Source organism: Microbulbifer mixtoriginis (SeqCode) (assembly GCF_052467515.1).
The window spans coordinates 1,369,417-1,390,206 of sequence record NZ_CP174314.1 but is presented as its reverse complement, the minus strand read 5'-3'; the positions used below and the strand labels follow the sequence as shown (position 1 = coordinate 1,390,206).

The following is a 20,790-nucleotide window of genomic DNA, read 5'->3' as shown; positions in this document are numbered from 1 at the left end:
AAATTGACTCTCTTCGTCATTTATTGCCGCCCGTGAAGTACGGAAGTAGTCATTCGACCTCCTCGTATTCGCGGACTAGGACCGGCTAATAGCCGGCGACAGCACCTCAGTGCTGAACTAACCCGGCACAAATTTATTTGCGGGTTGATAGCGACGGAGTATGCAGAGAATTTCATGAGTAATGTAGATCCCGCGGAAATCGCCAAATTCGAACAACTCGCCAGCCGCTGGTGGGACAAAGAAGGTGAATTTAAACCCCTTCACGAAATTAACCCATTGCGTGCTAATTATATCGATAGATACGCCTCGGTGGCTGGTAAAAAACTGTTGGATGTCGGTTGTGGCGGTGGCATTCTAGCCGAGGCAATGGCTCAGCGAGGCGCGACGGTAACCGGTATTGATATGGGCGAAGCCCCTCTCAATGTCGCCAAGCTACACGCCCTGGAAAGTGGCGTATCGGTAGATTATCGACGTATTACAGTGGAAGCACTTGCCGAGGAAGCCCCTGGAAGTTACGACGTTGTCACCTGCCTGGAAATGCTCGAGCATGTACCCGATCCTGCCTCGGTAATCCGCGCCTGTGCCAACTTGGTCAAACCCGGCGGGCACCTGTTTTTTTCGACGATCAACCGCACCCCTAAAGGCTGGCTTTTCGGGGTGGTGGGAGCGGAATATATCCTACGCTTACTACCCAAAGGCACCCACGAATACAGCAAATTTATCCGACCTTCGGAAATGGGTGCCTGGCTGCGCGAGGCGGATCTGGAGTTACGCGATATCACCGGCATGACCTACAACCCGGTATCTCGCACCTATAAACTGAACCCCCGCGACGTCGACGTCAATTACCTGATGTATGCCAGCAAACCCGAATAAGCGAACCATAGAATGAAAGCAGTTTTATTTGATCTGGATGGCACACTCCTCGACACCGCACCAGACTTTATTGTCGTGCTCAATCAGTTGCGCCACCAGGAGCAACTCCCTCCCCTGCCCGATCAGGTTATCCGTGGCACCGTCTCTAGCGGCTCGCGAGCACTGGTCACCCTGGGGTTTGGCAAGCAGGAAGGCGATCCTGAATTTTCCAGCCTTTTGCAGCGCCTACTGGATCTTTACCTGGCACACCTCGCAGAGCAGACCGTACCTTTTCCCGGCATAGAGCCACTGCTTGATACGCTGGCACAAAATGAAATCCCCTGGGGTATCGTTACCAACAAGCCCGAAGCGTTTACTGTGCCCCTTATGCGAGCATTCGAACACCTGCCGCCAGCCTCCACTGTGATTTGCCCGGATCATGTGAGCAAGTCCAAGCCGGACCCTGAAGCCATACTGCTCGCCTGCAGCAAAATAGGCTGCACTCCAACGGATGCCGTTTATATAGGGGATCATCAGCGAGATATCATTGCTGGCCAGCGTGCGGGCATGCCCACCATTGCTTGCGCATACGGATATATTGATGCCTCCGACGATCCCGCTAACTGGGGTGCCGATCACCTGGTCAGCTCAGTGGATGAAATCTGGCCCCTACTCCAGCAACATTATATTTAACCTTCGAAACCATGCCCGGCCCGATGCTGGGCGCCAGCATCAGGATGTTTCATGTCTGAATATGCCGGCGACTATGTCGCTCCATCAAACCTACTAAAAGATAAAATCATACTTGTTACCGGCGCTGGTGACGGTATTGGCAAAGTTGCAGCAAAGACTTTCGCCGCACACGGAGCCACTGTAATCTTACTGGGACGCACCACTCCAAAACTCGAAATGGTCTATGACGAGATTGAGGCCGCAGGAGGACCGCAGCCGGCCATTTTCCCAATGGACCTCAATGAAGCCAAAATAGAGCACTTTGAAAGTTTTGCCGAGGCCATTGAACAGGAGTTTGGCCGTCTCGATGGGCTACTTCACAATGCCAGCCTCCTCGGGCAGCGCACCCCTCTGGCAAATTACAATTTCTCCGCCTGGCAACAGGTTATGCAGGTCAATGTTAATGCCGTATTTGGGCTCACCAAAACACTACTGCCATTACTAGAAAAATCCGAAGCCGGATCAGTGGTATTCACCAGTTCCAGCGTAGGCCTAAAGGGAAGGGCTTATTGGGGTGCCTACTCTGTATCAAAGTTCGCAACAGAAGGCCTTATGCAGGTATTGGCCGATGAATTGGATGGTGTATCCAATGTACGGGTGAATAGCCTCAACCCAGGCGCAACTCGCACCCCAATGCGCGCAACAGCCTATCCGGCAGAAAACCCCAAGTCTGTGGCGGCACCAGAAGAAATTATGCCCACCTACCTCTACTTAATGGGCGATGACAGCCGCAGTCAAAGCGGCAAACACTTTAGCGCTCAAAAACGCTGAACCCATGTAAATAGTAAAAAACCGGGTAAAACCCGGTTTTTTACTAAGAAGGATACCCTTGCATTACTTACTTGGGGATTTCTCTCCCAATGAATCTCTCTGCCCGACACCCTTATCGGTTGCCGCATGCTCAGGCACATCGGCAAAGATATCCCCTTCAAATTCCAACATCTCACTGCCATCGAGCATTTCACCCTTCCGAGCACCATTTCCAGAAAAGTTTTGCTCTATGTTTTTACCCTGCTGCTCCTGAGACAAAGTAACAACGCTCGTCGCGGCAAAGGCCTCCCCTGCAAAAAAGAGTCGCAACCCCTCCAAACTGAGACAGCCTAGTGTGGCCAATAAAACTGCGGGAGTGATAAGACTTTTCATTTTTCCGCTCCTGGATAGTTTTTGCCTATATTTTTAACCCAACTAATAGCTAAGCACTCGAAAATCCCCTAAGACAAGGCTGCTATTACAGACGAGCCCACCTAAACACTGAAGAACGTCAGGATGACCCGTCTTAATCAAGGGTATTTTTCCATGTAGGTTCCACTAAAAGCGTGCTGAGACGCACAAATCCAATTGTCCATTGCCAGGTGCTCAGGCAAATTAAAGCCAACAACCAGCAAAAACGTAATAAATAGTCTTGACTCAAATTTTTCTAATCTCCCTTTTAACGATTCTTACCCCGGTGTTTATACAGATTCACTAGGAAAGCAGCTCCATTGAGAAGCAAGCCGAACAAGATTTTGGCCAGGAGTTAAAGCAAATCAAAGAAGCTCCAGAGCCTGTAGAGGCGAGAATCGATGTGATTCAAGAGGGCACCCATAATAGAAGGATTCTCAATCTGGAGAACAGCCAGATCTGGAAGCAAAATGATACAGGGCGTGTATTCTGGAAGGCCGGCGATCTCGTTATCGTAGAACGCGCGATGATTGGATCCTTTTTTATGATACCCGCCAATGGCGGAAAGAAAATGCGAGTTAAGCGCCTAAAGTAATTTATCTTTTATTAACTAGACGTTTGCTGCGCCCAGCCCCTCCCACAAAAACCCATCAGTCAGCCTTTATTGGGCGCAAAATTCAACTTTCATCTATCGTTAAGGTGAAAAGGGCGCCAAGAGCGCCTGGAGAGACTGAACAAAGCATATCGTTCACGCAGTCAACAGAAGGTTTAAGCACTTGTCCCGAGAAAACTTTTACTCAAGGGATGAAGACTGGCTGAAGGATACAGACAACGCCCTCTCCGATTCCTGCTCCAATGCGGAAAATCGCGGTCAGGCAGAAGATGCCGAACCCGATATCGAAGAGATCCATTCAGTTGGGGAATCGCTCAGCGAAAGTGGCAGCACCCCAATGCAAAGCTATCTCAAGCACCTGTACAGACTTGAGCTGCTTACCCCCGAGGAGGAACACAGCACCACCTGCCTACTACGGGATCTCGAAGATACCCTAATTGAGAAATTACAGCAGTGCGGAACCGAGCTTGTGCAATTGCGTAGTGAAGGCGTGGAGCAGCGGGGGAGTACCGGTGCCTATGACCACGGCCTGATAATTGCTCGCACGGAGATGTTACTGTCACTCGAAGAACTCACCCGACGAGAAAGAAGCAAACTCGGTGGGCTTCTGAGACGCTTTCAGGAACAAAGAAAAAAGCTGATTCAGTGCAATTTACGCCTGGTAATCGCTATTGCCAAGCGCTTTCGCAATCCCTCGGTCCCTTTTATTGATCTGATTCAGGAGGGGAACGTCGGCTTAATGAAGGCCATAGAGCGCTTCAAGCCGCAAATGGGCTACCGATTTTCAACCTACGCCTACTGGTGGATTCAGCAGGAAATACAACTGGCTATGCGGCGCAATGAAGACTTGGTTCGCCAGCCAGCCAATGTGCAGGATGACTTACGCACAATTTACCGTGCCATCGGCGAGGTACGCGCATTAGGCCAGCCCGCATCCGATGAAAATCTAGCCAGGCACACGGGGCTTGACCTGGAACGAATTCAAAGCTTGCTCAAGCTACCCGGCCCAACAGGCTCACTGGACGACCCTGTCGCAGACGACCAGAGCAGTACCCGCTTGGATTACGCTCCCGCCGACGAACTTTACAATACCGATGAATTGGTCACCAACCAAGAGCTGGCAGAGCGACTACGCGAAGCTGTCGACCGCCTGCCAGCTAGGCAAAGGACGGTATTGAACCTGCGCTATGGACTGATTTCAGACAAGGATTGCTCTTTCAGAGTTATCGGCGAACAGCTTGGGCTCAGTCAGGAACGCGCCCGCCAACTGCACTCCGATGCCATTCGTCAACTGAAACGTCAGTGGCGATAACCGTCCAAAAACTCCGCGGCCTGGGGCTGATCTCAGCCCCTGCCAAACTTGAGGAAGCCGGTGGCGGTCGATAGGTAGCGTGCTTGCCTTCAATCACTTTCCCACTAGTCTTAGTTACAGCTCTTGCAACTATGATCCTCACAACCCATGCGTAAATATTCCAAAAATGGTGTAAGCGGCAACACAGCATTGGGCTGTACACTTTTGCTCGCCTGGATTCTCCCCGGAGCCCCTGCCACTATCGCCGAGCAGGAAATTATTATCAGCGCAGGAAAGGGGCTAGGAAATGTCCTGATGCAGAGAGACTCGATTTCAGCCGCCAAAGTAGGCGGTATCAACTATTCCTACCTGTTCACCTCTTTCAACAATGCCAATAATTCCTGGCAGTGGTGGGTACAAGGCAGTTATTCCTATATCCGCCTGGAACACCTCAATAAAACCCAACAGCAAAATATTCTTGAAATCAAACCGGTGCTGCGTTGGTATCCGCGCAGTGAACCCCTCGGTAGCTTTGGCGAGGCGGGTGTCGGCGCTTCTTATTTAAGCCAGCAGGAGTTTGGTGATATTCGACTCAGCACCAAGGTAAATTTTGCCTTACATTTTGCTCTGGGCTATCGCTTCAGTAGCGGCCATACACTATCGCTGCGCTATAGCCACTTTTCCAATGCCTATACGAATATCCCCAATCCCGGTTTTGATTTTGCCTCATTTAATGGGCACTTTAATTTTTAATCAACCTCAAACATAATCAGCCTCTGCCCGGATGGAAGAGCCAACTAAATCCCGATAGATATTTATGGTCTTTTTAACGATTTCTTCATGAAAAAAACCATTTAACTCCACTTTATCCTGCTGCTCCATTAAAGCCAGACCCACATCACATAAAGCTTGCGAATCTCCCCGCTCAACAACTCCCTTTGGGAAGCAGCCTTCCAGTACCTCTCCAGCACAAGTATCTTTATAGGCAACCACAGAACACCCCATCGCCAAAGCCTGCATAGCACTTTGGCCGCTAGGCTCACCAGGGCTGGCCAAACTGAAAGTCAATTGAGAGGAGGCATAGAGCTCCCGTAAATCCTTTCTCTCTCCCAGAAAAAGTACTTTCCCTTCCAGCCCCAACTCTTGAGCCAGTTGCTCCAACTTGCGGATATGGTGTAAATCACCACCCTTTGATGCCCCTACCACCAACCCCAATAAATCCTCCCGGCTAGTTACGGCCCGTGCCAGAGCGTGCAAAAACACCTTCAGCTCACCCTTTTCAGACAAGGGGCCCGAATACAGCCACCAATTTTTTCCCTCCAGTTGCGGATAGCTATTCAGGAAACGCAGATGCCATTGGCCTGATACAGGTTTACTGCGATCGAACTCCCGAGAGCTAATGCCCCAGTGCACGATATGGGTAGGATTAACCAATTTTTCCCCAAGATGCGCTTTCAGGTGGCTGGCAATTCCATCGGATGATGCGATCACACATGGCCCGGAAACCAACCCTACATCCCTTCGACTGGGCGAATAATAACCATCGACATGAGTGACCAAACTGGGGCGTGTATTGACATCCATACCATCCCAAGCTCGCCAGACCACCTGGGCGGTTAAACGCCCATGGACATGGACCACATCGGCATTTAAATTCTGTAGGACACTGCGTAAGCGGCGCACAAGGGCCATAGCCCAAAAAGGCTTCTTGTTCAAAGGCAATGGGATATGTTGGACATCATGCAGTTCGAGGCGCGCTACCAAGGCCCCCCCGGCTGAGATCACAATTGGTTTTGCGTCCTGCCGAGCCAACTCCTGAATGAAATCCAGCGCAGCCTTACCTCTATCTCCAGGCTCCAATTCAGGCCAGATTTGTACAATTCTCAAAACATCTACCGCAAAAGTGGAACAAAGAGAGTATTTTGACCCTCACAGAAGTAATTTCCCAGTAGATTCCACACAGATTTGCAACAAACCCCTCTGGCAAGGCCAATTTACCTACGCAGTCACTTGGTATCAGACGGGCTTCTCGAGTGCTAACATGATTCGCCTCAACACATTCAGGGAAAAGTAATGTTCCAACGCTACTTCACACGGTCAATCGCTCTTGTTCTTATATTATTTGTTGGCACAGCCTCTGCAGCCGAAACAGATCAAGGTATTTTCTGGAAAGCCACCAAGGAGGATAAAACTGTCTACCTGCTGGGATCTATCCACCTGGCCACAGAAGACTATTACCCAATGCGCTCCCAGATAGAGCGTGCCTATGCCCAAAGTGATGCCGTTGCTGTTGAAGCTGATATCCTCGCCGCCGAAAGCGATATGTTGATACAGCAGAAAATTATGATGGAGTCTGTTTATCAGGGAGAACGCAGCCTGCGTGATGACCTCCCTGCAGATTTGTACAAGAAATTACAAGCCTGGATGCACAAACGCAACATGCCGGAGGCTATGTTTATTCGCCAGCGCCCAGCCATCGCCATGATTTCCATGAGTATGATCGAAATGCAGGCCCAGGGTCTCAACCCGGAACTGGGTATCGATCGCCACTTCCTAAGTAAGGCTAAAAAGGACGGCAAACCGGTATTGGAGCTGGAGGGGGTCCTGCAGCAATTCCAGCTATTAAATGGCCTGGATAATCCCGCCCTTTTACTCCAGCAGACGCTTGAGCAGCTGGAAGATATCTCTACCTTTTTGCCAAAGCTCACCAGTGCATGGAAAGCCGGAGACGACAAAGCTCTCAATCGCCTGATTATTCTCGATGGCCTTGAAGAAAATCCCGAGTATCAGCCGCTTTATGAGAAATTGTTTTTTCAGCGCAACGAGAAAATGGCGAACAAAATAATCTTAAAAGCGCCGAAGTATCAGAAACTCTTTGTTGTTGTCGGCGCCGGCCATTTAGTCGGCCAAGGCAGCATTGCTGAGCTGATGAAGCAAAAAGGCTATAAGCTGGAGCGCATCTAAACTTTCACCTATCAGGAAAACAATCGAGCTACAACCCGCTTCATTTCCACCCAAGAAACACTTGTAGAAGTATACACAGCTGCAGGTGTTTCACGGGCTTACTTAAGAACACCCACCCCTAACTCGGCCATACCCCAAGACCTTCTCTTTATAAGTAAACCCTACCCCAGAAAACCGAAAAATCATCAAGCCAACTTGCTAAACTGCAACAATACGCAGCTAAAGATACAGCCGCCTCTAAGGACACTGCATGAAATACTACGCCCTGTATTTCGCCCTAACCTGTGTACTTTTATCTCCCTTCGCCACTGCTGATAAGGCCAAAACTGAAGGGGGGCTAAAAATTACGTCCAAGGATGAAAATTTTTCTGCAGAACTCGGCGGCCGCATTCACTTTGACACATATTTTTTTGACAAAGATAAAAACTACTATGACACCATCTTGTTTGATACAGAACTTGAAGAACCCGTAAACACTACAGATTTTCGTCGAGTACGACTAAAAATGCGAGGAAAATTGTGGAAATGGGAATACGAACTGGAAAGAGACTTTGCCTCCTCTGGAACAGGAGGATTAAGGACTGTATACCTGGGCACTAAAGTCTTTGATGGTAGTCTCCGCATAGGAAACTTTAAACCCAGCCGCTCGATGAACCAACTCACTTCCTCCAATCAAATCACCATGATGGAGAGATCCTTTGCCTCATCCGCTGGTATTTACGACAACCGCGGCAGGCAACAGGGAATTGGCTGGCATACCCATTGGTGCTGTCATACCTATGGGGTCACCCTTTTTAATCTGCGCAACCCCGGTGATCCACGCAACGAGGGTATTGGTGCCGCCACCCGATTTACCTGGGCCCCAATCAGTAACTTCGACAGTACTGTACATCTGGGCGCTTCATTCAGCTATGAAGACGCCAATGAAGACACGCCACCGCGCGAGGCACTAGTCGAATACGCAGGGCGTCGCGGCCCAGAACAACTGGTTGCACTGAGCCCCGGTGGTGGTGAATTTTTCTTCGGTGATTTTGGCGATGATGAATTTTATCAGGGCGACCCTGGTGGAGATGTGTGGATTCTGGGATTAGAACTCGCTGGCGCCTATGGGCCTTTTTACGCCCAGTCTGAATACGCTCTTGGGAATTTTTCCGGAGATTTCTATTTATCCGAATTTACATTTTTTGAGTTCTTTGGTGCGCCGCCTCGTTTTTTTTGTGACCCATATACCGGTTGTTTTATCGGAGACCAAGATGTACGCACTTGGTATATCGTGGGAAGTTGGGCGATCACTGGCCAGCACAAACCCTATGATGAGAAAAGTGGAGTTTTCAGATCTATCAAACCTACTCCACCAGAGAGCGCCTTCGAGATTACCGCACGCTACGATACCATCGAAAACCGGGATATTCCCGGCATGAAGGTAAGTAATTTTGTTTTTGGGTTTAATTACTATTTTAATCCCAAAGTGCGCCTGATGCTGAACGTGACTCTCGGGGATGATAAATTTACCGGCGATCAAACCAAGCAGCTTGCTATTCGTATGCAGGGGTTCTGGTAAGCAGAACAACCCCGGTGAAAACCCACCGGGGCTTTAGTAGGAGCGGAGCGTTAGCCCACTTGCTGAGCTTTGGTGGGGTCGAAAATTTCAACCTCTCTAGCTTGGCCGGTTTTACCAACAGGATTCTCAAAACGACTTAGCGCCTGCTCTCTCTGGCGTTGCGCCTCCAATACATTAGCCTCTTTGATCTGCCCGTAACCTTTAATAACCTCAGGATAACTGAGCAATTCAATAGCCGCCTGGTGGTTTTGTTCGTTCAACTGCCCCACCACTTTCTCAACCAATTGCTCATACTCAGTGATTAAAGACCGCTCCATACGTCGCTCAGCGGTATAGCCGAAAATATCCAGAGCAGTACCGCGCAAGAACTTTAATTTGGCCAAGGCTCCGAATGCTTTGTGCATCCAACCACCAAACTTCATTTTGCGAGGACGCCCCAACACTTTGTCGAAACGGGCCAGTAATGGCGGCGCCAAGTTGAATTCGAGGACAAAGTCTCCGCTAAAATTCTCCTGCAAGGATTGAGTAAAGCGCCCATCAGTGTAGAGGCGCGCAACCTCATACTCATCCTTGTAAGCAAGTAGCTTGGCATAATTTTGCGCCACCACCTCGGCGACCGCTTGGCGCCCTGGTACCTTAAGGGTTTCCGCCGCTTTAACTTTATCCACCAAAACTTGGTAGCGTTTAGCCAACTCTACATTTTGATAGCCAGTCAGATGCTCAACCCGGTGGGCAACAATTTCATCCAGACCTTTGGGTAGCTGTACAGGCGCTCGATCGTGAGCAAGCAACCGGTTTAGAGCTTTGCGGTCTGCGGCAGCAAGACGCCCGGCAGCAAAGCCCTGCAGATTGCCCTCCACTGCCACGCCATTCAGCTCAATTGCCTGCAACAGCGACGCCTGGGAAAGTGGCAATAGGCCTTTTTGCCAAGCAAAGCCCAACATAAATATATTGGCCGCCAGAGTATCTCCAAGTGCAGATTTGGTCAGACGGTGGGCCTCAACAGAATCCAGCGCGTTAACCGCGTTACTTAGGGTATCGAGAACGGCTTGCGGAGAGTGAGCATCCTCACGCCCCAAAACGGTGGCAGCGGTGGGGCTCAGGTGGGTATTCACCACCGCACGACTGTGGGTTTCATCCAGCTTGGCCAAACAGGCGGCGAGATTTCCCGCAGCGATCAAATCACAGGCCATCAGTGCATCGGCGCGACCATCGGAGATTCGCACCGCTTGCAATGCTTCTGGGTGGGCTGCAAAACGAATATGGGAATACACCGCGCCGCCTTTTTGCGCGAGGCCGGTCTGATCCAGGGTACTGCAGGCTTTGCCTTCTATATGGGCCGCCATCGCCAACAGAGCACCAATAGTCACCACCCCGGTACCACCCACTCCTGTCACCAGGAAATTAAAGGGCTCATCCAGACCCGGCAGCTTTGGTGCAGGCAGCTTTTCTGCCTCTGTGCGCAAGACATCGCCAACGCCCGCACCTTTAGCCAAGCGCCCACCTTTTACCGTCACAAACGAGGGACAGAAGCCATTGATACAGGAGAGATCCTGATTACAACCGGTCTGGTTAACACGGCGCTTGTCCCCCAAAGCGGTAGAAACCTTTTCCACGGCAATACAGCTGGATTGCTGCACACAGTCGCCACAGCCTTCACACACCAACTCATTAATAAAGGGGCGCCCCTCAGCCTGGGGTAGTAAGCCGCGCTTGCGCTTACGGCGCAATTCAGTAGCACAGGTCTGGTCGTAAATAATGACCGTACACCCTTCCACCTCACGCAACTCCTCCATGACCGCCGGCATATAATCCCGATGGAGAATCTCTACCTCGGAAGGGAAGCTCAGGGCGCCCTGATATTTGTCTGGGTTGTCCATCACCAGAACAACCTTCTGCACACCCTCGGCCAGCACTTGGCGGCAAATCATATCCGGCGCCAACTCTCCATCATGAGGCTGGCCACCTGTCATGGCGACGGCATCGTTGAACAGGATTTTGTAGGTGATATTTACCTTAGCGGCGACAGAAGCGCGAATTGCGAGGACCCCCGAGTGGAAATAAGTACCATCCCCCAGGTTCACAAATACATGCTTTTCATCGGTGAAAGGCGCCTGCCCCACCCAGTTGACTCCTTCGGCGCCCATTTGAGTAAAGGTGAACGTCTCACGGTCCAGCCACTGGGCCATATAGTGGCAGCCGATTCCGGCAAGGGCGCGACTGCCCTCAGGCACTTTGGTGGAACGGTTGTGCGGGCAGCCGGCACAAAACATGGGTAGGCGAGAAACATTGGAACCCGCCTGTTGCGCGATGCGCTGGGCCAGGGCATTAAGGCGCATCAAGCGATGTCGCCCGCGTTCACCCAGCTTATCCTGATCCAAAATCAGACCAAGCACCTGGGAAATAATGGCCGGAGATAGCTCACCATAGGCGGGCATCAGCGGTTGATCGTGTTCATCTACTTTCCCGAGAATACGCGGGAAATTGGGGTCTTTGAGATGGACGTTGTACAGCTCCTCTTTCAGCTGCACCTCCATCAGACTACGCTTCTCCTCCAGCACCAGTAGAGTATCTAAGCCGCGGGCAAACTCCTGAATTCCAGGTACATCGAGGGGATAGGTCATCCCCACTTTGAGGATACGAATGCCCAATTGACGGGCTTTTTCCTCATTAATCCCCATGTCCTCGAAGGCCTGCATCAAGTCCAGGTGAGCCTTACCGGTAGTGACGATACCAAGAGTGGCATTAGAGTTTTCCAGCACTACCTTGTTCAGCTTGTTCGCCCGAGCAAAGGCCAGAGCCGCCGGGCGCTTATAGCGCCACAGGCGCTCTTCCTGTTCGAGGGGGTTATCCTGCTTGCGGATATTCAGGCCACCTGCGGGGCGCTCGATCTCAGGATAATTGAACTGCACCCGCTGGGGATCGACTTCCACGGTAGCAGAACTATCCATATTCTCTGCCAGAGTGATCATTGCCACCCAGCAGCCACTGAAACGGGACAACTCCAGGCCATAGTGGCCGTAATCCAAGACCTCCTGCACAGTTGCAGGATTCAAGACTGGAAGATGCATATCCACGAAAGCAAATTCCGACTGCCCCGGGTAGGAAGAGGACTTACAGCCGTGATCATCCCCAGCGACAATAAGAGCACCACCCTTTGGCGAGGAACCCGCAGCATTGGCGTGACGGAAGGCATCACATGAGCGATCCACGCCCGGAGTCTTGCCATACCAGATACCACAAACGCCATCGACTTGAGCGCCATCGAATAGGCCAACCTGCTGGGAGCCCCACACGGCCGTCGCGGCCAGCTCCTCATTCACGCCCGGCTGGAATCGAATATTGTGCTGATCCAGTAACTTTTTGGCCCTTGAGAGCTGCAAGTCATAACCACCGAGGGGAGAGCCGCGGTAACCGGAGATAAAAGTTGCGGTATTTAAACCGCGAGCTTGGTCCATCCGCATCTGGTCAATGGGCAGACGCACCAGCGCCTGGATCCCCGAAAGAAGCACACGGCCTTTGAGGGTGGTAAAGCGATCATCCAGTGAGATTTGTTTTTTCCCCTGGGAGTCCACCGCGCGCTGGGGACTGGCTACTTTTTCAGTCATACACCTAGTTTCCGGTCATTTATTCTTCTCGAAACCCAGTTCGAGCTATAAGTCATTATTCTTCCGAATTGCTCCGTCTCGGTAGTTAGCTGATCAATTTTTCGGCACCCTGCAAAACTCTCTGGCGGGTAATCACAAAAAGCGCTCAGGCTGAAACGGATTGGTCAGGTCATACTAGTGCGTTAAGCGCAACAGAGCATTGCTTTATTTACGTAAATGTGCGTAAATTTGTGATGAAAATCTCGATCGAGCAATTTTTTATAGGATAGGAGTCTTTATGAAGCGTTCGACAGACCTGGATGATTTCGACCGCAAGATTCTGCGAGCGCTGCAGGAGAACGCCGATTATTCCATGGCGGAGCTCGGAGACAAAGTCGGTCTTTCCCACACCCCCTGCTGGCGCCGTATCAAAAGGCTGGAGGCAGAGGGTATTATTCGCGGCCGAGTCACCCTGCTGGACCCGCGTAAATTGGACCTGGGAGTCACAGTATATTGTTACGTGACCATCCACAACCACGATGAAGAGTCCCTGAATAATTTCGAGACTGCGGTACAGGATGTTCAGGAAGTGGTCGAATGCTATTCAACCAGTGGCGACAAGGACTATGTTCTACGTGTAGTAGTGGACAGTGTTGAGCATTACGAGCAACTGTTAAAACGCTCACTGGTGCACCTGCCCAATGTCGCCTCGGTGAATTCCACCTTCGCCCTTAAACAAGTGAAATATACCACTCAGTTGCCGCTCTAGCAGAATAAGAGGCAGAGGCAATACCAGAGCCCCATAGTATATGGGGCTCAAAAAACCTATCAAGCCAACGCCCGCAGCTTTTGCATTAATTGATCCAATGCCTGTTGCAGATTCAAACCATCACAGCACAAAGTAATATCCGCATATTTGCGGTAGAGGATCTGGCGCTCCTCAAATAAACTTTCAAAACTTTGCTCCGGTGCTTTGGCTATCCCACGACTTTCATAATTGTGGATTCTCCGGCGAAGTTCATCTGCGGAACATTCCAAAAACACGACTGTGCCCTGCGCACGCAGATTAGCCATTCCCTCAGCACTGTAGACCGCGCTCCCCCCAGTGGAAACCACATGCTTGGGCAGCTGCGCTGCGGCTATGACCTCCCCCTCTATAGCCCGTAAATTGAGGTAGTCACTGTCCGCCATAATTTCCTGTAGTGTTTTCCCCTCCCGCGCCTGAATCAAAACATCTGTATCAACAAAATCCAGGGCCAGCTCTTTGGCCAGCAACACACCCAAAGTACTTTTACCTGCACCCGGCATGCCAATCAGAACAATACTTTTTCTTTTTTTCATCTTTTTACCTGTTCGCAAAAATCAGAGCGAAGCAGTGATCAACGTTAATCGCCGCGGCGAGGGAAAAATACAGCGCGCAGCCAGCCAAATAGGCTATTACCTTGCAGCATATATTTATCCAGCTCATCCATATTGTGAGCCTGGCGGAAAGCATCGGCAAAAAGCGCCTCGCGGGTAATCATTCTCCGTTTGGGGCTAATGGTTTTTATCGGCTTGGCTGGATTCCCTGCTACCACTGTATTGGCTGGCACATCCTTGGTGACCACACTACCCGCGCCGACAACGGAATTATCACCAATGCTTACGCCTTTACAAATAGTCGCACTATCGCCAATCCAAACATTATTCCCAAGACGCACCGGCGCAGTGCAACGAAAAGGCCTGGTACGATTATAGAGGCCATGCCAATCGGAATCAGAAATATAAACATTAGCGGCGATCATACAGGCATCGCCAATTTCTATGGACTGCGCAGCCGATATCCGCACTCCGGGAGAAATCAGCACATAGTTCCCAATGGTAATAAAAGCCTCGCGCCCCTTGTGCCCAAAGGTAGTAAAGCGAATGCACTTTTCCGCATTAGAAATTAAATGGGGATAATTACCCAGGCGAACATTCCCTCCAAAAACATGTACTGAAGAAGGGTCCATCACCTCAGGGTCAACACCTACCGCATCAAATTGAGGAAGTAAAAAATAGTGCGTGCGCCAATTGCGCCAACGCAACTGCAGGCGCTTTAACCAATAAGGCCTATGATCCTTGCGCATAATTAAATATCTACTTGATGGGGCAAACTGCCCACAAAAAATCGCAATTGCTTTTGTGCAAGCGCCGGTTTAGTGTTTGGGCCAAGTAAAATAGCAAGCAGTAAAATATGTCCATTCATTTGCCCATCGATATCAGAGCCATCAAGGGGTTCCTCGCTGCCCACGAGGGCGAAGCGCTCTATCATCTTGCCGCTGAGACCAGCAGCCTCGGCCCCTGCCTCGAAGTAGGCAGCTACTGCGGTAAGTCCACAATCTACTTAGCCTCAGCCTGCAAACTAACCGACAGTGTCGTGTTTGCCGTGGATCACCACCGCGGCTCCGAGGAGCATCAACCGGGTGAGGAATACCACGATCCCGATTTGTTTGACCAAAAAGCCAACCTAATGGACAGCTTCCGAACCTTTCGAGCCAATATGAGAGCGGCCGAACTGGAAGACTGGGTTGTGCCCGTGGTAGCTCCCTCCTCGGTGGCCGCGCGCCACTGGAATACCCCACTGGGCCTGGTATTTATCGACGGAGGCCACTCCCTTGAAGCGGCACTGACCGACTACCGCAGCTGGTCCAGGCATATTGTGCCAGGCGGCTACCTGGCCATTCACGATATATTCCCCGACCCCGCCGATGGCGGCCAAGCCCCCTATGACATTTACAAGCTCGCTCTAGCTTCCGCTCAATTCGAGCTGGTCGAAACTGTCGACACCCTGGGCATCCTGCGCCGTATCTGAAGGCAGACACACCGAGGTAAACAAACCGCTTGCCGGCGTCAGGTCGGCGAGTGCATCTGCCGCAAGCAACATCGCACCCACAGTCCAGGTGGTTTTCTCCTCGGGCCAAACCGCCTGGTCTCGATAGACATACCCTGTCCAGTAGCCACCATCGCTGTCCTGCCAACGGTGCAGGCCGCGATAAATGATCTCCGCACGTGCCCGCTGCCCCGAGGCCAATAGGGCCATAGTCAACTCGCAGGATTCCGCCACGGTCACCCAGGGCTCATCATTGACACAACGGCAACCCAAACCGGCCACCACAAACTCATCCCAGCGCTGCTGTAGTCGTGCACGCGCAGCTTCGCCTGTAAATGCGCCAGTGAGCACAGGGTAAAACCAATCCATGGAAAAACGCGCCTTGCTCTCCCAGGTACGGTCAAAACGCTCGGGCTTACTCTGTAGGGCCTCACCTAATGCCGTGCGCCCCCGCACCCATTCCGGTCGAGCCACCCCCAACACACTGGCAATATTGATCGCACACTCAAGGCTTTTAAAAACTGAGGCACAGCCGGTAATCAGGGCATCCTCTTTGGGCTGTCCCCCGGCATCCACGGCCCAGTGAATTTCACCGTGTTCGGTCTGAAGACCCAGGACAAAATCGATAGCGCGCTCAACCATCGACCAGTACTGCTGTAGAAAACCTTTGTCACCACTGATCAGGAAATAGTGCCAGACCCCAGTGGCTACGTAGGCGACAAAATTCGTCTCCCGACGCTCACCGTTATCGATCTCTCCATCTTTATAAGCCGCCCACCAGCTGCCATCCGGCAATTGAATATCCGCCAACCAGCGATAGGCTTTCTCCGCGGCACCAAATTCTCCGGCGATAGCCAATCCCATGGCCGCCTCAACATGATCCCAAGGATCGGCATAGTGCCCTTTAAACCAGGGGATTGAGCCATCGGGTAATTGCTGGGAAAGGATATAGGCTGCGCTATCACGCACAAAACCTACGGGGAAAAGGCTTGTACTCTTTTTGGGGGGCAATATCGTTTCACTCATGGGTTCACCTCCCCTGCCAAACCCAGGGGCTCAGGCGCCCGCTGCTCCGCTTTCACAAAATAGAGCGCGACACTTTTCCCCAAAAGAGGATTCAACAGCTTTTCAGCCACACGCGTGAGTGCGGGCCGCTTCATCAAGTCCCACACTAACAAGCGATGGTAAGCTTTCACCAAGCGGTTATCTGGCTTATCCCAAAACAGACATTTCAACCACCAATAGGGCGCGTGCAGTGCGTGCGCCTTGTGCCGAGCGAAATGGCGATGTCCCAGGGCTTCAATACTCTGACGCAGCTCTCGCTCACGGAAAATACGAATATGCCCCCCCTCCACCTGATGATACGCATCGCTAAGCTGCCAGCAGACCCACTCGGGAAAATACGCCGGCACAGTAGCGGCAAAGATACCTGAGGGCTTCAATACGCGGTCAATTTCTGCGAGAACCGCTTTGTACTCATGAATGTGCTCCAATACCTCGGAGCAGATCACCACATCGAATGTGGCGTCGGCAAACGGCAGCTGCAAACCATTGGCAACCCCAAGTAACAGGCGCCCTTTGGCGTGTTCAGAATTATTAAAAGGCTCTGCCCGCTCATTGGCGGTACACACATCATCTAGGCACAGATCGATGCCGTATACATCCACCTCATCAGTGATCATCAAATGAATGGAGTGACGCCCCTCGCCACAGCCCAGATCCAAAACTTTTTGTCCCGGGCGAAGGTTCAGGTGTTGCGGATCTACAGTAATCATTAAGCAGCCTCCGCACCGCTAACATCTGTATCGACTAAGCCCGTTTCGTTCTGCTGTTGCACGACAGACTCGCCAAGTATTTCCCGGTAGTAAGCCACCAGGTTCGATGCCGCCAAACTCCAACAGAACTTGTTTTCAATACGCACCCTGCCTTGAGCGCCCATATCCGCTTGCAAAGATTTATCCGCCAGAACACGACCAAGGGCCTCCGCCAGCGCATTACTGTCACCGGCCGGGACGACGATGCCGGCGTCGCCGACAACTTCTGGCAGCGCGCCTCCATCACTGGAAACCACCGGGGCCCCACAGGCCATCGCCTCACCCGCAGGCAAGCCAAACCCTTCATACAGTGATGGGCAGGCCACTACTGTTGCACTGCGGTAGTGGTTCACCAGTTCTTCATTGGAAATCCCAGAAACAAACTGCACAGCATCTTGCAGTTTCAACTTCTGCAACAGCTTTTCGGTAGCGCCGCCTTTGCGCAAACGGCCAACAACCAATAGCTCCAGCTCAGGAAAGCGCTCACGCAATCCGGCCATGGCCTGCAGTAAGACTCCAAGCCCTTTGAGCGGCTGGTCCGCCGAAGAAGTCGTCATAATACGCAAGGGTTGGCGTTGCACCTTGTTATCGGGGCTGAAGATCTCTGTGTCGATACCGTTATAGATCAGGTGTATTTGCTCCGGCGCCACCCCGAATTGTTCGATGATGTCCCGCTCTGACTGGCGCGATACCGTGACAATATGGCGCAATTTCCTCGAAACCTTGATTTGCATATTCAGGAAGTTGTGCCAGCGTCGCACCAACAAACGAAAGCGCCAGTCCGGCGCCGCATCCAGGGCTAGCTGGCGATCGCGGGTAATGGGATGGTGAATAGTGGCAACAACTGGGAGGCCGCTGCGCTCGATATCCAACAGCCCATAGCAAAGCGATTGGTTATCGTGAACTATGTCGTATTGGTGACCATGCTGACGTAAGTATTTACGCACGCGACGACCAAAAGTATATGGCTCGGCAAAACCGCCGGTCAGTTTACTCAGCCATTCAAAGAAGTCTGCCCAAGAGAGCAGATGTTTTGGTCTAAGGGCACGGCTGGGTTTTTCTACTTCATAGAGATTGAGTCCGGGCATCTTGATCAAGTTCACCCGCTCATCCAGCTCTGGGTAGGGCTGGCCGGATATCACATCGACCGAATGGCCGGCATCAACCAGAGCCTTACTCAAGTAACGGAGATAAATTCCCTGGCCACCACTGTGCGGATGACTGCGATATCCCAGTAGACATATTTTTAGTGGCCGTGTCTCGCTAGCCATTGGACCGTCTGCACAATTTCCCAAGGCGGTCATAGATTCCCCATCTGCTTGTTCTGAGACCCACACTCATTAATCAAAAAGGCAGCGCCCTGCTGTGAAGCCTGGCTATAGCAATCGACCAATCCGGGGCTCTACGCTGATAAAGCGGAAGAATACACTGGCGGGGAAATGACTGCTAGGCAGAAGTAATCCACTCTCTTGGCCAGTCTGCCCTTCCGCGTGGCTTCTGAAGCCAAATAAAGTACGCGGCGAACTTCTATCAATTACATTATCGGCCGATGAACTACACCAGATCTCTGCGCTGCACATACCCCATTTAAAAATATTTTTGCCTGCGCCAGGTTTACTCTCAGCCCAGCCATCAGAGGCAGGATGAATAGAAAGAAAAGTGTGACAAGAGTTTTTTGGCAAAAGAGCTGAGAAAATAGCCTATGTATTTATTTTTGACCGGCAAAAAAATGCCCGCCAAAAGGCGGGCCAGGTTTCTCGAACACACTTTCAGGAGGAGAGTTTCAAGTACGTTACGCACTTAAATTTAGGTATAGCAGAGTATCGATCTCTCCTGTATTCCTGCCGGCATTCCTGTCGTAAAAGCCGTTCAGTATTTATGCCGCCGGTACACGAGAAACCGTGATTAAACCCGATGCAAATAACTTTGGTATTCCACATCGGTAACTCGAGCGCCAATCTCCGCCATCTCCTGACGCTTCAGCATAAGGAAAAGTTCGACAAACCGAGGATCGAGATATTCTCTCCACAAAGCACTCTTATCAAAGCGCTTCAGTGCCCCACTCCAGGTATTAATCAGTTGCTCGCTTTGCACCTGATAGGCATCGCCTTCAACTGGATCGGGAGCCTGTAACTGGTTCTCAATTCCGTGGCAGACACCGGCCAAAATACCCGCCAACACCAAGTAGGGATTCACATCGGCACCGGCAATGCGGTGTTCGATACGACGAGCCTCGGGATTACTGGCTGGTACTCGCAAAGTGGTGGTGCGGTTGTCGTAGCCCCAGCACAAATTCAGCGGCGCGTGAGAACTCTCTTGGAAGCGGCGGTAGGAATTGCTGTGTGGCGCAAAGAATGCCATCGCATCATTGGCGGTTGCCAACATACCTGCAGCTGCCTGACGCAGCAGCTCGGAGCCCTCTTCACTGCCATCATCAAAAACATTTTTACCATGGCTATCAATCAAACTCATATGCACGTGCATACCGTTGCCAGCCTGATCCCCAAAGGGTTTAGCCATAGTGCTTACACGGAAGCCGTGACTGCGCGCCACGCCTTTCAGCAGGCGCTTGAATAGCAGAGTTTGATCCGCCACCTTGACAGGATCGGCACTGTGCAACAGATTGATTTCAAACTGACCGGGCGCACACTCTGAGAGCACTGAATCAGCTGGAATACCCTGCTCCTCACAAGCGGCACGCACATCGGCAAAAAAGTGACGCTGCGCGTTCAGCTCAGACAAATCATATACATCGGTAGAGGGCACCAGTTCAGCATCGTTGTCGCTGACTGGGCGCGGGCGCGCCAAGTGATCAACGTCATCGCGCAACAAATAGAATTCCAATTCGGTGGCACAGACTGCGGTATAACCGAGCTTCTGCAGGCGATCCACCACCCGCTGCAGCTGGGCACGTGGATCGGCATAGAGCGAAGAACCATCCGCCTCGTGCAACTGCATATGCAGCTGTGCTGTTACCTCCCGGTGCCAGGGCGCCAGACTGATCGGCGATACCGGCAGACAAACACCATCACTGTCACCACTGGCAAACACCAGAGGGCTATCTTCAATATCCCGCCCCCAGATATCCAGGCTGACAGCGCTACGCGGCATTTGCAGGCTTCCCTTCAGCAGCTTCTCCGCCGCTTCTGCTGGTAGCCATTTGCCGCGGGGGACACCATTGATATCGAACATAAAGCCTTCAATCCACTTTAGGTCCGTGTGTTCTGCCAGGAATTTGCGCGACTGCTCCAACAGTTCTGGTTGGGCAGTAAATTCTTTTTCTTGTGACATAAGTTGCCTGAGGTAATCCTGTCAAACCGCAGAAGCGGCCCAGGGCGGTCACCTGCATTCTCCGTTGACG

The 20,790-nt window shown here is 51.6% G+C and carries 18 protein-coding genes; 9 read left to right on the top strand and 9 right to left on the bottom strand.

Annotation, left to right across the window (positions count from 1 at the left end; genetic code table 11):
• The first annotated feature begins 174 nt into the window (after positions 1-174).
• From ubiG to ACJJIT_RS05940, 3 genes are read left to right on the top strand one after another with little or no spacing between them, the layout of a single operon-like run.
• The gene (gene ubiG / locus ACJJIT_RS05950) at positions 175-876 is read left to right on the top strand and encodes a bifunctional 2-polyprenyl-6-hydroxyphenol methylase/3-demethylubiquinol 3-O-methyltransferase UbiG (RefSeq protein ID WP_444900295.1); all 702 of its coding nucleotides are present in this window, start codon (positions 175-177) and stop codon (positions 874-876) included.
• A 12-nt stretch (positions 877-888) separates the two neighbouring features.
• The gene (locus ACJJIT_RS05945) at positions 889-1,548 is read left to right on the top strand and encodes an HAD family hydrolase (protein ID WP_444900294.1); all 660 of its coding nucleotides are present in this window, start codon (positions 889-891) and stop codon (positions 1,546-1,548) included.
• Between the two features lie 51 nt (positions 1,549-1,599).
• Positions 1,600-2,358: a YciK family oxidoreductase gene (locus tag ACJJIT_RS05940; RefSeq protein ID WP_444889836.1), complete on the top strand. Its 759-nt coding sequence runs from the start codon at positions 1,600-1,602 to the stop codon at positions 2,356-2,358.
• 63 nt (positions 2,359-2,421) lie between these two features.
• Here the strand turns inward: ACJJIT_RS05940 and ACJJIT_RS05935 are convergent, their stop codons facing one another.
• The gene (locus ACJJIT_RS05935; protein ID WP_444900293.1) at positions 2,422-2,730 is read right to left on the bottom strand and encodes a hypothetical protein; all 309 of its coding nucleotides are present in this window, start codon (positions 2,728-2,730) and stop codon (positions 2,422-2,424) included.
• A 794-nt stretch (positions 2,731-3,524) separates the two neighbouring features.
• On the opposite strand from ACJJIT_RS05935, the gene ACJJIT_RS05930 reads away from it, so the two are divergent.
• Complete coding sequence (locus ACJJIT_RS05930) at positions 3,525-4,673, top strand: sigma-70 family RNA polymerase sigma factor (protein ID WP_252082396.1); 1,149 nt, start codon at positions 3,525-3,527, stop codon at positions 4,671-4,673.
• A 147-nt stretch (positions 4,674-4,820) separates the two neighbouring features.
• Positions 4,821-5,405, top strand: coding sequence for an acyloxyacyl hydrolase (locus tag ACJJIT_RS05925; protein ID WP_444900292.1), 585 nt, complete (start codon positions 4,821-4,823; stop codon positions 5,403-5,405).
• A 6-nt stretch (positions 5,406-5,411) separates the two neighbouring features.
• Here the strand turns inward: ACJJIT_RS05925 and ACJJIT_RS05920 are convergent, their stop codons facing one another.
• Complete coding sequence (locus ACJJIT_RS05920; protein ID WP_444900291.1) at positions 5,412-6,539, bottom strand: glycosyltransferase; 1,128 nt, start codon at positions 6,537-6,539, stop codon at positions 5,412-5,414.
• Between the two features lie 186 nt (positions 6,540-6,725).
• Here ACJJIT_RS05920 and ACJJIT_RS05915 point away from each other — a divergent pair, with 186 nt between their 5' ends.
• Both ACJJIT_RS05915 and ACJJIT_RS05910 read left to right on the top strand, forming a co-directional pair.
• Positions 6,726-7,616 (top strand): TraB/GumN family protein, encoded by an 891-nt coding sequence (locus ACJJIT_RS05915; RefSeq protein WP_444900290.1) that lies wholly within the window; start codon positions 6,726-6,728, stop codon positions 7,614-7,616.
• 250 nt (positions 7,617-7,866) lie between these two features.
• Entirely contained in the window at positions 7,867-9,177 is a 1,311-nt protein-coding gene (locus ACJJIT_RS05910; protein ID WP_444900289.1) for an OprO/OprP family phosphate-selective porin, read from the top strand.
• Positions 9,178-9,227: 50 nt separating this feature from the next.
• On the opposite strand, the gene ACJJIT_RS05905 is transcribed toward ACJJIT_RS05910, so the two are convergent.
• Complete coding sequence (locus ACJJIT_RS05905) at positions 9,228-12,785, bottom strand: indolepyruvate ferredoxin oxidoreductase family protein (protein ID WP_444900288.1); 3,558 nt, start codon at positions 12,783-12,785, stop codon at positions 9,228-9,230.
• A gap of 277 nt (positions 12,786-13,062) precedes the next feature.
• On the opposite strand from ACJJIT_RS05905, the gene ACJJIT_RS05900 reads away from it, so the two are divergent.
• Complete coding sequence (locus tag ACJJIT_RS05900; RefSeq protein ID WP_152452743.1) at positions 13,063-13,533, top strand: Lrp/AsnC family transcriptional regulator; 471 nt, start codon at positions 13,063-13,065, stop codon at positions 13,531-13,533.
• A 59-nt stretch (positions 13,534-13,592) separates the two neighbouring features.
• Here ACJJIT_RS05900 and ACJJIT_RS05895 read toward each other — a convergent pair whose 3' ends face one another.
• Both ACJJIT_RS05895 and ACJJIT_RS05890 read right to left on the bottom strand, forming a co-directional pair.
• The gene (locus ACJJIT_RS05895) at positions 13,593-14,105 is read right to left on the bottom strand and encodes a shikimate kinase (RefSeq protein WP_444900287.1); all 513 of its coding nucleotides are present in this window, start codon (positions 14,103-14,105) and stop codon (positions 13,593-13,595) included.
• Positions 14,106-14,149: 44 nt separating this feature from the next.
• A complete protein-coding gene (locus ACJJIT_RS05890; RefSeq protein WP_444900286.1) occupies positions 14,150-14,872 on the bottom strand; it encodes an acyltransferase in 723 nt (240 codons plus the stop codon).
• Positions 14,873-14,979: 107 nt separating this feature from the next.
• On the opposite strand from ACJJIT_RS05890, the gene ACJJIT_RS05885 reads away from it, so the two are divergent.
• On the top strand, positions 14,980-15,597 hold the full coding sequence (locus ACJJIT_RS05885) for a class I SAM-dependent methyltransferase (RefSeq protein WP_252082408.1): 618 nt from the start codon (positions 14,980-14,982) through the stop codon (positions 15,595-15,597).
• On the opposite strand, the gene ACJJIT_RS05880 is transcribed toward ACJJIT_RS05885, so the two are convergent.
• The 4 genes from ACJJIT_RS05880 to ACJJIT_RS05865 all read right to left on the bottom strand — a co-directional run bounded on the left by ACJJIT_RS05880 (position 15,532) and on the right by ACJJIT_RS05865 (position 20,720).
• Entirely contained in the window at positions 15,532-16,641 is a 1,110-nt protein-coding gene (locus tag ACJJIT_RS05880; protein ID WP_444900285.1) for a prenyltransferase/squalene oxidase repeat-containing protein, read from the bottom strand. The two genes, ACJJIT_RS05885 and ACJJIT_RS05880, sit on opposite strands and share 66 nt — an antisense overlap.
• Positions 16,638-17,390, bottom strand: a complete 753-nt coding sequence (locus tag ACJJIT_RS05875; RefSeq protein WP_444884278.1) for a class I SAM-dependent methyltransferase — start codon at positions 17,388-17,390, stop codon at positions 16,638-16,640. The genes ACJJIT_RS05880 and ACJJIT_RS05875 overlap by 4 nt, the downstream gene beginning before the upstream one ends.
• Complete coding sequence (locus tag ACJJIT_RS05870; protein ID WP_444900284.1) at positions 17,390-18,733, bottom strand: glycosyltransferase family 4 protein; 1,344 nt, start codon at positions 18,731-18,733, stop codon at positions 17,390-17,392. The genes ACJJIT_RS05875 and ACJJIT_RS05870 overlap by 1 nt, the downstream gene beginning before the upstream one ends.
• Before the next feature lie 601 nt (positions 18,734-19,334).
• The gene (locus ACJJIT_RS05865; protein ID WP_252082416.1) at positions 19,335-20,720 is read right to left on the bottom strand and encodes a glutamine synthetase family protein; all 1,386 of its coding nucleotides are present in this window, start codon (positions 20,718-20,720) and stop codon (positions 19,335-19,337) included.
• Positions 20,721-20,790 lie beyond the last annotated feature (70 nt).